The sequence below is a fragment of the Extensimonas vulgaris genome, from assembly GCF_003337425.1.
Classification (GTDB): domain Bacteria; phylum Pseudomonadota; class Gammaproteobacteria; order Burkholderiales; family Burkholderiaceae_C; genus Extensimonas; species Extensimonas vulgaris.
Genome location: NZ_QPJU01000005.1, coordinates 132,561 through 145,537, shown reverse-complemented (window position 1 = coordinate 145,537; position 12,977 = coordinate 132,561). Strand labels below are relative to the sequence as shown.

General features: G+C 69.3%; 12 protein-coding genes. 8 read left to right on the top strand and 4 right to left on the bottom strand.

Annotated features, from left to right (window positions below):
• Positions 1–10: 10 nt before the first annotated feature.
• From DFR45_RS08955 to DFR45_RS08920, 7 genes are all read left to right on the top strand, one after another.
• A complete protein-coding gene (locus DFR45_RS08955) occupies positions 11–727 on the top strand; it encodes a PulJ/GspJ family protein (protein WP_114483442.1) in 717 nt (238 codons plus the stop codon).
• A 65-nt stretch (positions 728–792) separates the two neighbouring features.
• Positions 793–1,794 (top strand): type II secretion system minor pseudopilin GspK, encoded by a 1,002-nt coding sequence (gspK, locus tag DFR45_RS08950; RefSeq protein ID WP_158636991.1) that lies wholly within the window; start codon positions 793–795, stop codon positions 1,792–1,794.
• A 24-nt stretch (positions 1,795–1,818) separates the two neighbouring features.
• Positions 1,819–3,300 carry a type II secretion system protein GspL gene (gene gspL, locus DFR45_RS14700; RefSeq protein WP_241659401.1) on the top strand — a complete coding sequence of 494 codons (1,482 nt, stop codon included), beginning with the start codon at positions 1,819–1,821 and terminating at the stop codon, positions 3,298–3,300.
• Positions 3,301–3,308: 8 nt separating this feature from the next.
• Positions 3,309–3,833, top strand: coding sequence for a type II secretion system protein GspM (gspM, locus tag DFR45_RS08935; protein WP_241659402.1), 525 nt, complete (start codon positions 3,309–3,311; stop codon positions 3,831–3,833).
• Positions 3,834–3,842: 9 nt separating this feature from the next.
• Positions 3,843–4,697, top strand: coding sequence for a type II secretion system protein N (gene gspN / locus DFR45_RS08930; protein ID WP_114483356.1), 855 nt, complete (start codon positions 3,843–3,845; stop codon positions 4,695–4,697).
• Positions 4,698–5,043: 346 nt separating this feature from the next.
• The gene (gspD, locus tag DFR45_RS08925) at positions 5,044–7,392 is read left to right on the top strand and encodes a type II secretion system secretin GspD (protein WP_114483439.1); all 2,349 of its coding nucleotides are present in this window, start codon (positions 5,044–5,046) and stop codon (positions 7,390–7,392) included.
• A 6-nt stretch (positions 7,393–7,398) separates the two neighbouring features.
• Positions 7,399–8,787 carry a GspE/PulE family protein gene (locus DFR45_RS08920; protein ID WP_114483355.1) on the top strand — a complete coding sequence of 463 codons (1,389 nt, stop codon included), beginning with the start codon at positions 7,399–7,401 and terminating at the stop codon, positions 8,785–8,787.
• A gap of 271 nt (positions 8,788–9,058) precedes the next feature.
• On the opposite strand, the gene DFR45_RS08915 is transcribed toward DFR45_RS08920, so the two are convergent.
• The 3 genes from DFR45_RS08915 to DFR45_RS08905 all read right to left on the bottom strand — a co-directional run bounded on the left by DFR45_RS08915 (position 9,059) and on the right by DFR45_RS08905 (position 10,984).
• On the bottom strand, positions 9,059–10,024 hold the full coding sequence (locus tag DFR45_RS08915; RefSeq protein ID WP_114483354.1) for a DMT family transporter: 966 nt from the start codon (positions 10,022–10,024) through the stop codon (positions 9,059–9,061).
• Positions 10,025–10,367: 343 nt separating this feature from the next.
• A complete protein-coding gene (locus DFR45_RS08910) occupies positions 10,368–10,649 on the bottom strand; it encodes a helix-turn-helix domain-containing protein (RefSeq protein WP_114483353.1) in 282 nt (93 codons plus the stop codon).
• Positions 10,646–10,984: a type II toxin-antitoxin system RelE/ParE family toxin gene (locus DFR45_RS08905; RefSeq protein WP_114483352.1), complete on the bottom strand. Its 339-nt coding sequence runs from the start codon at positions 10,982–10,984 to the stop codon at positions 10,646–10,648. Before DFR45_RS08905 ends, DFR45_RS08910 begins: the two co-directional genes overlap by 4 nt.
• Before the next feature lie 364 nt (positions 10,985–11,348).
• On the opposite strand from DFR45_RS08905, the gene DFR45_RS08900 reads away from it, so the two are divergent.
• Positions 11,349–11,750, top strand: coding sequence for an EF-hand domain-containing protein (locus tag DFR45_RS08900; protein ID WP_114483351.1), 402 nt, complete (start codon positions 11,349–11,351; stop codon positions 11,748–11,750).
• 18 nt (positions 11,751–11,768) lie between these two features.
• Here the strand turns inward: DFR45_RS08900 and DFR45_RS08895 are convergent, their stop codons facing one another.
• On the bottom strand, positions 11,769–12,977 hold the full coding sequence (locus DFR45_RS08895) for an ABC transporter permease (RefSeq protein WP_114483350.1): 1,209 nt from the start codon (positions 12,975–12,977) through the stop codon (positions 11,769–11,771).

The following is a 12,977-nucleotide window of genomic DNA, read 5'->3' as shown; positions in this document are numbered from 1 at the left end:
GTCGGTTCATATGCGCTCCCTACGCACCCCACGCGGCTTCACCCTGATCGAGCTGCTCGTGGCGCTGGTGATCATGGCGCTGATGGCGCTCATGAGCTGGCGCGGCATCGACGGCATGCTGCGCACGCAGGAGCAAACGCGCACCCGCGCCGACGCGCTGCTGGTGTTGCAGACGGCGCTGGGCCAGTGGGGCGCAGACCTCGACGCCATGCTCGCGCTGCCCACCGCCGTGCCCATAGACTGGGACGGCCAGGTGCTGCGCATCACGCGGCGCAGCAGCGCGCCCGGCGACGAGGGCGCGCTCGTGGTCGCCTGGACGCGCCGCGCCACGCCCAGCGGCGCGCAGTGGCTGCGCTGGCAGTCGCCCCCGCTGCGCACGCGCGCCGCGTGGCAGCAGGCCTGGCAGCAGGCCGCGCAATGGGCGCGCAACCCCGGCAGCGCCGACCAGCAGCGCGAAGTGGCGCTGCTGCCCATAGACGGCTGGCAGATTTTTTACTTCCGCGGCAATGCCTGGTCGAACCCGCTCTCGAGCAGCGGCGCCGCGCAGCCCACCAGCGCAAGCCCAGGCGCTGCCGGATTACCACTGCTGGGCACGCCCGGCACCACGGCTACTTCGACCATGCCCGACGGCGTGCGCCTGCTGCTCACGCCTAGCCCGGGGCAGGCGCTCGCGGGCCAGATCACGCGCGACTGGGCCAGCCCGCTGCTCGGAGGCGGCAAGTCATGAGCGCGCGCAAAAGCATGAGCGCGCGCAAAAGCCAAGCGCCGCGGCCCATGCTGCCCCAACCGCCCATGCGCGCCAAGCGCCCCGCGCCGCCGCGGGCCAGGCAGCGCGGCGCGGCGCTGCTCGCAGCCATGCTCACGGTGACGCTGGTGGCCACGCTCGCGGCGACGGCGCTGTGGCAGCAGTGGCGCGCCGTGGAGGTCGAAACCGCCGAGCGCGCGCGCGTGCAGGCCGCGTGGATCATGCTCGGCGCGCTCGACTGGTCGCGCCTGATCCTGCGCCAGGATGCGCTCGCAGGCGGCGCCGACCACCTGGGCGAGCCCTGGGCCATGCCGCTGCAGGAGGCGCGCCTGTCTTCGTTTCTGGCAGGCGAAGGCAACGCCGCCCCACCCGAGGACGCGAGCACCGACCTCAGCGATGCCTTTCTGTCGGGCCAGATCATCGACCTGCAAGGGCGCCTGAACCTCACCAACCTCGTGCTCGGCGGCAAAGTGCAGGATGCGGCGCTGCACCAGTTCGAGCGCCTGTTCGCCAACCTGGGCCTGCCTGCATCCGAGCTCGACCTGCTGGTGCAGGCCTTGCTGCAGACGCAAGCGCCGGCCAGCGCCGAGAGCGACGCGCCGCTGCTGCCGCCCAGCGTGGCGCAGCTGGGCTGGCTGGGCTTGTCGCCCGCCACGGTGGCTGCGCTCGCGCCCTACGTGGTGCTGCTGCCGCTGCAAACGCCCGTGAACCTCAACACCGCACCCGCAGAAGTGCTGCAAGCCGCCATCGAGGGCGCCGACCGCGCCGACGCGCAAAGGCTGGTGCAGGCGCGCGCGGGGCGCCATTTCAGCAACCTCAATGAAGTGCGCGACCGGCTCGGCCCCAAGGCCGTGGTCAGCGACAGTCTGCACAGCGTGGCCTCGGCCTTTTTCGAGGCGCGCGGGCAGTTGCGCCTGGGCGAGATCGTCGTGGGCCAGCGCTCGCTGCTGTACCGCCAGGGCGTCAACGTGCGCACGCTCTGGAGCGAGCGCGGCGCCTTCCCGCTGGTCGCAGGCAGCGCCGGCGCTCCCGACACAGTGAGCCCCTAAAATGGCCCGCCCTCCTACCGCCCCATGAGCACGCTGATCGTTTCCCTGCCCGCCCCGCCGACCCTGCCTGGGCCCGGCCTCGCGTATGCCTACACCCTCACGGCCGACGGCCACACGGCGCTGCAGCATGGCGCGGCCGCGGCGGCGCTGCTGCCCGCGCCGGCGCGCGCCGGCGGCGAGGTGGTGGTCGTGGTGCCGGTGCAGGCGCTGTCGTGGCAGCGCGTGCAGCTGCCTGCGGGTGTGGCGCCTGCCGGTCTTTCCGGCGCGCTGCCCACGGGCATGGGCACGGCTGCGGCGCGCCTGCGCAAGGTGCTCGAAGGCCTGCTCGAAGACCGGCTGCTCGACGAGCCTGCGCAACTGCACTTTGCCGTGGCGCCCGACGCCGCGGCAGCAGCGCGCGCGGGCGCGCCGCTGTGGGTCGCCGTGTGCGAGCGCACCTGGCTGCGCGCGCACCTGCAGGCGCTCGAAGCCGCAGGCCGCCCCGTGGCGCGCGTGGTGCCCGAATTCGCCCCCGGCGCCACGGCCAGCGGTACGGCCGAAGTGCATGTGCTAGCAGCCTGTCGGACTTTGGGCGTCGAAAGCGAGAATGTGCCCCAGCGAGGCCAGTTTTTGCCGAATTCGCCGCCCCATAGCGGGACTATGGGGCAAGAAGACGGTAAAAAATGGGCCGCTGCGGCGCATTCGCAGCCGACGATTCCAAAGTCCGACAGGCTGCTAGGCGCGCCTGAAGACCCCTGGCTCGTCATTTGCGGCCACGGCACCGGGCAGGCCGTGCTCGCGCTCCCGCTGTCACCCGAAAGCTGGCACCAATGGGCCGCACCCGTGCTCGTCGCCGCGCCGGGCGGTGATTCGAACGCCGCCGCACCCGTGCTTGCCGAGCCTGCGGTGGCTGCGCTCGCCGAAAAGCTGCTGGGCTCGCCGGTCACGCTGCACACCGCGAGCGCGCGTGCACTCGCCGCGGCGCGCGGCCGTTGGGATCTGGCGCAGTTCGACCTCGCAAGCACGGCGCGCACGCGCCTGGCGCGCAAGCTCGGCGGCGCGGTGAATGCCTTTTGGCACGCGCCGCAATGGCGCGCCGCGCGCTGGGGCGCGGGCGTGCTCGTGGCGGCGCACCTCATGGGGCTCAACGCCTGGGCCTGGCAGGAGCGCCACGCGCTCGCGGCCAAAGAAGCCGCCGTGCGCGCCACGCTCACCACGAGCTTTCCGCAGGTCAAGGTGGTGGTCGATGCGCCCGCGCAGATGGAGCGCGAGCTCGACGTGCTGCGCCAGCGCGCGGGCGCCGTGTCGGCACGCGACCTCGAACCCATGCTCGCTGCAGCGGCTGCAGCCCTGCCAGCGGGCCAGCTGCCCACGGCCATCGAATACAGCCTTGGCGAGCTGCGCCTGCGCGGCCTCGCTCCCGGCGCCGAAGATACATCCGCCCTGCGCACGCGCCTTGCCGCCGCAGGCTACGACAGCCGCCTCGAAGACGGCGCCCTGATCGTGCGCGCGGCGAAAACCCCATGACGAGTCCAATGCCCACTTCCCCTTTGCGACAGGCGCTGCAAGACCGTTGGCAAACACTCGGCGCGCGCGAACGTGCACTCGTGCGCGTGGCCGCCATCGTGCTCGCGCTCGCGCTGCTGTGGTGGCTCGCGCTGGCGCCGGCACTCGATACGTTGCACCGCGCCCCCGCGCGCCACGCGCAGCTCGACGCGCAGCTGCAGCACCTGCGCGCGCTGCAGGCCGAGGCGCAGCAACTGCAGGCGCAAGCGCACAACGACCCCGGCGACGCGCCAGCCGCGCTGCGCCGCAGCCTCGCGCAAACCCTGGGCGGCAGCGCGCAGCTCAACCTGCTGGGCGAGCGCGCCACCGTCACGTTGCAAGCTGCTCCGGCGCAGGCGCTCGCGCAATGGCTGCTGCAGGCGCGCAGCAACGCGCACGCCACGCCTGTCGAAGCGCGCCTCACACGCAGCGCTGCTGCATCTGCGGGGGCTGGCGCCGAGCCGCGTTGGGACGGCACGCTGGTGCTGGCCTTGCCGCAGCCACCGGCAAACTGAAGCTCGACCATGGCTCGCTCCACTGTGCCCCTTCCACCCCGCCCACCCCGCCCACCCGCGCGCACCCAACCCGCGTCCGCGCGCCTGGCTGCCGCGCCGCGCGTTCCCTGGGGCTGGGCTGCGGCGGGCGCCGGTGTGGGGCTGCTCGCTGCGCTCGCGGTGTTTGCGCCCGCGCAGTGGCTCGCGCAGGGCGTGGCGCGCGCGAGTGCGGGGCGCGTGCTGCTGCTGCAGGCGCGCGGCACGGTGTGGACGGGATCGGCGCAGTTCGCGCTCAGCGGCGGCCCCGCGAGCCGCGACCGCGCCGCGCTGCCGGGCCGCGTGCACTGGCGGCTGCGCCCCGGCCTGCACGGCTTGCAGCTGCAATTGCAGGCCGACTGCTGCACTGCCGCACCGCTGCAAGTGCAGCTGCGCCCCCGCTGGGGCGGCGCCGCTGCCCGCGTGCAAGACCAGCAAAGCGACTGGCCCGCGGCCGTGCTCGCAGGGCTGGGCGCGCCGTGGAACAGCCTGCAGCCGCAAGGCCGGCTGGTGCTGCGCACGCAAGGGCTGCAAGCCACGTGGGCCGCGGGCCGGCTGCTGCTGCAGGGGCAGGCGCAGCTCGACCTGCTCGACTTTTCCTCGCGCCTGGCCACGCTGCGGCCGCTGGGCAGCTACCGGCTGGTGCTGCAAGGGGGCGAAGTGCCCACGCTGCAGCTCAGCACGCTCGACGGCGCGCTGCGTCTGCAGGGCGCGGGCCAATGGGTAGGCCAGCGGCTGCGCTTTTCGGGCGAGGCCAGCGCCACGCCCGAGCGCGCCGCGGCGCTCGACAATCTGCTGAACATCCTCGGGCGGCGCGACGGTGCGCGCGCCCTCCTCTCCTTGGGTTGACCGTATGCGCTCTTCGTTTGCTCCCCTGTTGCCTAGCAGCCTGTCGGACTTTGGAATCGTCGGCTGCGAATGCGCCGCAGCGGCCCATTTTTTACCGCCTTCTTGCCCCATAGTCCCGCTATGGGGCGGCGAATCCGGCAAAAACTGGCCTCGCCGGGGCGCCTTCTCGCTATCGACGCCCAAAGTCCGACAGGCTGCTAGTGCAGTGTTCGACGCTATCTGCGACATAAAACCGCGTCTTTTCGGCCTGGGCCGCGTTGCAAATCCTCGCGATACCGCCCGGTATCGCTGCGGTTTGCGCCTTGCCCAGACCAAAAATTCATCGGTTTTATTGGTCGCATCAAGCATCAAACACTGCACCAGACCCTGGCATTTTGCTTTGACTTCGATAGCTGCCAGCGCTTTACTGATAAGCGCAAGCGGCCCAATTCATGCCCAAAACGCGGGCGCGTCCAAGGCCGCGGTGAATGCTGCCGGCGCAGGCAGCGTGCGCCCCGGCGAGCCCGTGACGCTCAACTTCGTGAACGCCGAGATCGAGGCCGTGGCACGCACCATGGCCACGATCACGGGGCGCAACGTGGTCGTCGATCCGCGCGTCAAGGGCCAGCTCAACCTCGTGACCGAGCACCCCGTGCCGCCGGCAGCGGCGTTTCAGCAATTCCTCGCGGCGCTGCGCCTGCAGGGCTTCACGGTGGTCGAGTCGGCCGGGCTCTACAAGGTCGTGCCCGAGGCCGAGGCCAAGCTGCAGGGCGGCAGCGTGGCCGTCTCGGGCGGCAGCTCGCGCGGCGGTGCGACGGCAGGCGTGCCCAGCGGCGGGCAGATCGTCACGCAGATCTTCAAGCTCAACTACGAAAACGCGAACAATCTGGTGCCTGTGCTGCGCCCCCTGATCAGCCCGAACAACACCATCAACGTGAGCCCCGGCACGAACGCGCTGGTCATCACCGACTACGCCGACAACCTGCAGCGCATTGCGCGCATCATCGCGGCGATGGACGTGGCGAACGCGAGCGACGTCGAGGTGATCCCGCTCAGAAACGCCATCGCCACCGACCTCGCGCCGCTGGTGTCGCGCCTGATCGAAGGCAGCAGCACCGCCGCCGCCGCGGCGGCGCCAGGGCAGGCGCCGGGCCAGGGCGACGGCGCGTTCAAAACCACCTTGCTCGCCGAGCCGCGCAGCAACGCGCTGATCCTGCGCGCGGCCAACCCCGCGCGCGTGGCGCTCGTGCGTGCGCTGGTGCAAAAGCTCGACCAGCCGCCGCTGCCCGGCAGCAGCGCCGCGAGCGGCAACATCCACGTGGTGTATCTGAAGAACGCCGACGCCGTGAAGCTCGCCGCCACGCTGCGCGCCGCCGTCGCCGCGATGGACACGGGCGGCAATGCCAGCGCCGGCGGCGGTGCTGCGGCAGCCGCCACCGGCGGCACCCCCATGCTGCGCACAGCAGCCGCCACGGGCCTGGGCGGCAGCCAGGGCAGCGGCGCCATGGGCGCGGGCCTGGGCAGCGGCGCCACTTTGGGCGCCAGCGGCAGTGCCAATCAGCCCTCCACGGGCGGCATGATCCAGGCCGACCCGACGACCAACTCGCTCATCATCACCGCGCCCGAGCCGCTGTACCGCCAGCTGCGCAACGTGATCGACCAACTCGACGGGCGGCGCGCGCAGGTGCTGGTCGAGAGCCTGATCGTCGAAGTCTCGGCAAGCAAGCTGGCCGAATTCGGCGTGCAGTGGCAGGCCATCCTTGGCAACAAGGGCGACGGCACCGTAGGCGCCATAGGCACCAACTCAAACAACAGCGGCGCCAACATCCTGAACGTCACGAGCGCGATCGCGAGCAATTCGGTCGCAGGCATCACCTCGCTGGCCAATGGCATGAACCTGGCCATCGCGCCGCGCGTGGCCGGGAAGTATTACCTCGGCATGCTCGCCAACTTTTTGGAAAACAGCGGCGACGCCAACGTGCTCTCCACGCCCAACCTGATGACGCTGGACAACGAAGAGGCCGCCATCGTCGTGGGCAGCAACGTGCCCTTCGTGACCGGCTCCTACGCCAACAGCACGGGCAGCAGCACCGTGAACCCATTCACCACGGTGGAGCGCCGGGACGTGGGCCTGATGCTGCGCGTGCGCCCCACGATCAACGAAAACGGCACCGTGAGAATGTCGATCTACCAGGAGGTCTCGAAGATCGACAGCGCCACGCTCAAAGACCCGAACGGCCCCACCACGAGCAAGCGCTCGATCGAATCCAACGTGCTGGTCGATGACGGCGGCATCATCGTCATCGGCGGCCTGCTCGAAGACAGCTACGCGCAGGCCGACGACAAGGTGCCGCTCCTGGGCGACATTCCGGGCCTGGGCAACCTGTTTCGCAACACCAACCGCACGCGCACCAAGACCAATCTGATGGTGTTCCTGCGTCCCATCGTGGTGCGCGACGCCGCGACGAGCGACGCGCTCATGACCGACCGCTACGATGCCATCCGCGCCGTGCAGCAGGCCGCGCAGCCCGAGCAGCGCGCGCTGCTCAACGCCGTCTCGGGCGCGCCCGTGCTGCCCGCGCTGCCCATGCAGCCCACCAAGGCGGCGCCGGCCACGGGTGCCACGCCCGCCACGCCTACCGCCACGCCTGCCGCCGTTCCACCCGCCACACCAGCCGCCCCGCAGAACACCGCCCCCGCCGGCAGCAGCCAGTAAAGCCCCATGCGCTACCCCCTGCCCTACGCATTCGCACGCAGCGCGCAACTGCTGCTCGAAGACGACGGCCAGCAGCCCGTGCTCTGGCACGGCCCCACGCCCGACGCCGGCGCGCTCGGCGAAGTGCTGCGCAAACATGCCGTGCGCCGCGTGCAGCCGCTCGACGCCGCGGGCCTGGCGCAGCGCATCAGCGCGGCCTACGCGCAGGGCGAATCGAGCGCCGCCACCGTGGTCAGCGAGCTCGAATCCGACGCCGACCTCTCGCGCCTGATGCAGGAGCTCCCCGCCGTCGAAGACCTGCTCGAAGCCGCCGACGACGCGCCCATCATCCGCATGCTCAACGCGCTGCTCACGCAGGCCGCGCGCGACGGCGCGAGCGACATCCACATCGAGCCCTACGAGCGCCACAGCAGCGTGCGTTTTCGCATCGACGGCAACCTGCGCGAAGTGGTGCAGCCGCACCGCGCGCTGCACGCGGCGCTGATCTCGCGCCTGAAGATCATGGCCGACCTCGACATCGCCGAAAAGCGCCTGCCGCAAGACGGCCGCATCAGCCTGCGCCTGGGCACGCGCGCCATCGACGTGCGCGTCTCCACGCTGCCCAGCGCGCACGGCGAGCGCGCCGTGCTGCGCCTGCTCGACAAGAGCGAAAGCCGCCTGAGCCTCGAAGCCGTGGGCATGCAGGGCGAAGTGCTGCGCCGCTTCGAGGCGCTGATCGCGCAGCCGCACGGCATCATCCTCGTCACCGGCCCCACGGGCTCGGGCAAGACGACCACGCTGTACGCCGCGCTCGCGCGCCTGGACGCCACGCACAGCAACATCATGACGGTGGAAGACCCGATCGAGTATGAGCTGCCCGGCGTGGGCCAGACGCAGGTCAACCCCAAGATCGACCTGACCTTCGCCAAGGCCCTGCGCGCCATCCTGCGCCAGGACCCGGACGTGATCATGATCGGCGAGATCCGCGACTTCGAGACCGCGCAGATCGCGATCCAGGCCAGCCTCACAGGCCACCTCGTGCTCGCCACGCTGCACACCAACGACGCCGCAAGCGCCGTCACGCGCCTGAACGACATGGGCGTGGAGCCGTTCCTGCTCAGCAGCTCGCTGCTGGGCGTGCTCGCGCAGCGCCTGGTGCGCAAATACTGCAGCGCCTGCCACGGCCAGGGCTGCGACGCCTGCGGCCACACCGGCTACGCGGGGCGCACGGGCGTGTTCGAGCTGCTCGTGGCCGACGAGGCCATCCGCGCGCAAATCCACGCGCAGGCGCCCGAAGCCGCCATCCGCGCCAGCGCCCTCGCCGCCGGCATGACGCTGATGCGCGACGACGGCGAACGCCTGATCGCCGCAGGCATCACGAGCCGCGAGGAAGTGCTGCGCGTGACGCGGGATTGAGTGCGAAATTCGGCTCTAGCAGCCTGTCGGACTTTGGAATCGTCGGCTGCGAATGTGCCGCAGCGGCCCATTTGTTACCGTCTTCTTGCCCCATAGCCCCGCTATGGGGCGGCGAATCCGGCAAAAACTGGCCTCGCTGGGGCACCTTCTCGCTTTCGACGCCCAAAGTCCGACAGGCTGCTAGCGCGCGTCTAACTTGCGTGAGCAGCTATGGTTTTGAAATGATGGCTCGAACCGCGCAGGCTGAATCCACCGCCATCGCCGCGACGGTTCAAGTTCGCCGTGGCCGCAGTACCAGGCCCAGTCCGGCCATGATGGGCAGCGCGCCGAGCAGATCGGATGCGGGAACATGCTCGCCGAGCAGCAGCACCGCGAGCAAGGTGCCGAAAAGCGGATTCAGCAAGTGGAAGCTGCTCGCGCGGCTGGCGCCGCCGTGGCGCACCAGCCACAGCAGCATCAAGGTGGTGCCGATCGAAACCACCACCGCGAGGTACAGCAGGCTGCCGAAAAATGCCGCGCTCGGCAGCACGACCAGCCCCTCGCGCCACCAGGCGAGCGGCAGCAGCACGAGGCCGCTCGCCGGTAGTTGGATCAACGCGATGCGCCACGGATCGAGCCGGCCCGCGATCTTTCGGTACAGCAAGGTCGAAACCGACAAGGCCACCGTGCCCAGCAGGATCAGCGCCACGCCGTGCAGGTCGGCAGACCCCGAAAGCGCCCGCGCACGCATGATCCAGACCACGCCCGCAAAACCCGCGGCGAGCCCCGCGGCGGCGCGCCAGCCGAGCCGCTCGCGCAGCGCCAGCGCCGCGAGCGCCGAGGTCATCAAAGGGCTGGTGCTCACGACGATGGTGGTGAGCCCTGCAGGCACCGTGCGCATGCCCACGAACGCGAGCCCCAGATAGACGGCGTTGTTGAGCAAGCCCGCAAGCAGCGCCACGAGCGCATCGCGCAGCTGCTGCGCCTTGGGCGCGCGCTCGGGCCGTCCCGGGGCGCCGGCACCCTGCACACCACCGGACGTGCCAGCCCGCAGACGGGCGATCGGCCACACCAGCAGCCCCGCGAGCAAAAAGCGCAGGCTCAGCAAGGTCAAGGGCCCGCTCGCCGCCATGCCGACCTTGCCCGCGATGAAAGCCGAACTCCACACGAGGCTGAACAGCGTGCCCACGAGCGCAAAGCGCAAGCGCGAAACCGCAGGCGGCGTGGTGGGCGGGGCAGTGATTCGAACGCGGGGCATGCTTGCTTGCCGGTGAGATTGACGCAAAAAGCCGCCAGGCGCTTATGGCTTAGCTGGGCAGCTATGTTTTTTGAACCCAGATGGTTCGTTAGGACGCGGGATGGTGGCGAGGCGGCTGGCGTGGCAGTTTGGTCGCGGGTGAGAAGTCCATGGCCAGTGCCATGGACGCCGAAGCCGCGGCCAAAATGACCGGCAGCCGTCCGCCAACGCCCGCGTAGGTGCGCAGCACCGCCTAATGGACAATCTGGGTTGAACGCCGTGCAGGCTGAGAAAAGCGCGGCCGCACACCATCGCCGCGACAAATCTCGTGGGGAGAAGCGCACAGCAGCGAGTTTCTCGAAGCTCAAGCATCTTCGAGCACCCGCATTTCGATGTGCAGTCCGGCGGCCGTCGCCATGTTCACCAGCGCATCGAGACTGAAGAGGTTGATCTTGCCGCGCATCAGGTCGGAAATACGCGGTTGCGTCACGCCGAAGAGCTTGGCCGCTTGCGCTTGGCTCATTTCGGTGCGTGTAAGGTGGTTCTTCAGCGCCATCATCAGGGTGGAACGCAGCTTCATGTTTTCCGCCTCTTCCGGGGTGTCTTCGATGGCATCCCAGACGCTGGCAAATCGTTGCTTGCTCATGGGTCTAGCTCCTTCAACAAGTCGCGGTAACGCTTGGCGGCCAAGTCTAGATCGGTCTTGCTGGTCTTCGCCGTTTTCTTCTGGAAGCAGTGAAGCACATAGACCGCATCGGCAAACTTGGCAACGTAGATGATCCGAAATGCACCGGTGGCATCCCGAATCCGAATCTCCTTCACACCTTGGCCCACGGTGTTCATGGGCTTCCAGTCGTGCGGCTCCTGGCCGTTCTGCACCAAATCGAGCTGATGACCTGCTTCACGCCTGGCCGAGAGAGGAAAGGCGCGGAGGTCATCAAGGGATTTCCCCCGAAACTCGATGGGCTTGGTGTCGGCCATGCACGAAATATACAATTTTTTGTATTCATGGGCAAGCTGGCTTGCAGGCCGGCGATACAGGCTCGCGGCTTGGCGTGCTCCGTTCGCCGTTTTCTGCGACGCCCCCAGCAAGTCAAAGACCCGCGCGCGGCCGGCGTACCTTGGGCATGGGTCGCAACACGGACTATGAACGTTTTTGGCACTTTGCGCTTATTTATCCTGCGCAAGCTGCTATGAAAAAATAAGCGACACAACGCCTTTGCGCCGGCGTTACACAAGGCAGAAAAATGTGGACGCAGGCAACAGCAGGAAAGATTGCTGGCCCTGCCCGCTTTGCTGCGGTGCAATGAAGCCTCGTTCAACCACTTGTTTGAAAGGAGCTTTCATGAAAGCACAGCAACGATGCCTTTTCCCGTTCGAGACACGCAGCGTGATGCTTTTTGCAGCCCTGACCCTGGGCGGCCTGGGCGCGGCGCAGGCGCAGGGCAACGCACCCGCGCCGCAGTGGGGGCCGGCAGGGTCGTCAGAAAAATCGGCGCCGCGCTCGAATGCACAGGGCGCCAAACCGGAGGGTAACCAGACCGGTGCGCCCAAGGAAGGCCAGGCCAGCAACCAGGCCGATGCCGTGGAAGAAGCCTTCGAGCGCGCCGACGCCAACCGTGATGGCCAGCTGAGCCCGCAGGAGGCCGCCACGCTGCCCGCGATCGGCCAGCGCTTCCAGGCGCTGGACACCGACCACAACGGCATGCTCTCGCGCGCAGAGTTCGCGCGCGGCGCGCAGCCGTAAGCCTTTTCTGCTTCGTTTTCACTCGTGCCGCAGCGCCTCGATCGGATCGAGGCGCGCGGCGCGGCGGGCCGGGAAGTAGCCGAACACCACGCCTATGGCCGCCGAAAACGCGAACGAAAGCAGATTCACGCCCACGTTCACCGTGTAGGGCACGCCCATCAGAAAGGCCAGCCCGAGCGAGGCCAGCGCCGCGAGCACGATGCCCACGAGGCCACCGAGCGCGGCCAGCACCACGGCCTCGATCAGGAACTGCATCAGCACCTCGCTCTCGAGCGCGCCAATGGCCAGACGCAGGCCGATTTCGCGCGTGCGCTCGGTCACGCTCACGAGCATGATATTCATGATGCCTATGCCGCCCACGAGCAGGCTCACCGCGGCCACGGCGCCGAGCAAGGTGGTGAGCACGCGCGTGGTGCCCGAGAGCGTGTCGGCGAGCTGTTTGGTGTCGAGCACGTTGAAGTTGTCCTCGTCGGTGTCGGCAAGTTTGCGCCGCTCGCGCAGCAGCTGGGTCAGGCTGGCCTTGACGCGCTCGGGGTCGCTGCCGTCCTGCATGGACACGAGCAGCGTGTTCACGCGCGTGTTGCCCGTGACGCGGCGCTGGTAGGTCTTGAGCGGCATCAGCACCACGTCGTCCTGGTCGTTGCCGAACGCGCCCTGCCCCTTGGAGGCCAGCACGCCGATGACCTCGCACGAGAACGCCTTCACGCGCAGGTACTGGCCCAGCGGGTCGCCCGATTCGCCAAAGAGCTCGCGCCGCACGGTCTCACCGATCAGGCACACGGCCGAGCCGGCGCGCAGTTCGGCGTCGCTGAAGTCGCGGCCCGCGCGCACCGTCCAGTTGCCCACTTGCAGCCAGGCGTTGGTGCTGCCCGTGACGATGGTGGTCCAGTTGCGCCCGTTCGCAACCACGGTGGTACTGGTGCGCGCCTCGGGCGCCACGGCGAGGATGCCGCCGATCTGCTGCGCGATGGCGTCGGCGTCGGTGTCCTTGAAAGCCGGCGCGCCGCCGCTGCCGCCGGGGCCCATGCGCTGGCCGGGGCGAATCTGCAGCAAATTGGTGCCCAGGCTCGCGATCTGGTTCTGGATGGCCTGCGTGGCGCCGTTGCCCAGCGTGACCATGGTGATCACCGCGCTCACGCCGATCACGATGCCCAGCACGGTGAGAAAGGAGCGCAGCAGGTTGCGCCGGATCGAGCGCAGCGCGAGCAGGATGGTGCTCAGCAGCAT

Excerpts from the sequence above, each read along its gene's own strand:
- gspK (WP_158636991.1), top strand. The coding sequence starts at position 793 with ATGCGCGCCAAGCGCCCCGCGCCGCCGCGGGCCAGGCAGCGCGGCGCG.
- gspM (WP_241659402.1), top strand. The coding sequence starts at position 3,309 with ATGCCCACTTCCCCTTTGCGACAGGCGCTGCAAGACCGTTGGCAAACA.
- DFR45_RS08905 (WP_114483352.1), bottom strand. The coding sequence starts at position 10,984 with ATGGCCGACACCAAGCCCATCGAGTTTCGGGGGAAATCCCTTGATGAC.
- gspL (WP_241659401.1), top strand. The coding sequence starts at position 1,819 with ATGAGCACGCTGATCGTTTCCCTGCCCGCCCCGCCGACCCTGCCTGGG.
- DFR45_RS08915 (WP_114483354.1), bottom strand. The coding sequence starts at position 10,024 with ATGCCCCGCGTTCGAATCACTGCCCCGCCCACCACGCCGCCTGCGGTT.
- DFR45_RS08895 (WP_114483350.1), bottom strand. The coding sequence starts at position 12,977 with ATGCTGCTGAGCACCATCCTGCTCGCGCTGCGCTCGATCCGGCGCAAC.
- DFR45_RS08920 (WP_114483355.1), top strand. The coding sequence starts at position 7,399 with ATGCGCTACCCCCTGCCCTACGCATTCGCACGCAGCGCGCAACTGCTG.
- DFR45_RS08910 (WP_114483353.1), bottom strand. The coding sequence starts at position 10,649 with ATGAGCAAGCAACGATTTGCCAGCGTCTGGGATGCCATCGAAGACACC.
- DFR45_RS08955 (WP_114483442.1), top strand. The coding sequence starts at position 11 with ATGCGCTCCCTACGCACCCCACGCGGCTTCACCCTGATCGAGCTGCTC.
- DFR45_RS08900 (WP_114483351.1), top strand. The coding sequence starts at position 11,349 with ATGAAAGCACAGCAACGATGCCTTTTCCCGTTCGAGACACGCAGCGTG.
- gspN (WP_114483356.1), top strand. The coding sequence starts at position 3,843 with ATGGCTCGCTCCACTGTGCCCCTTCCACCCCGCCCACCCCGCCCACCC.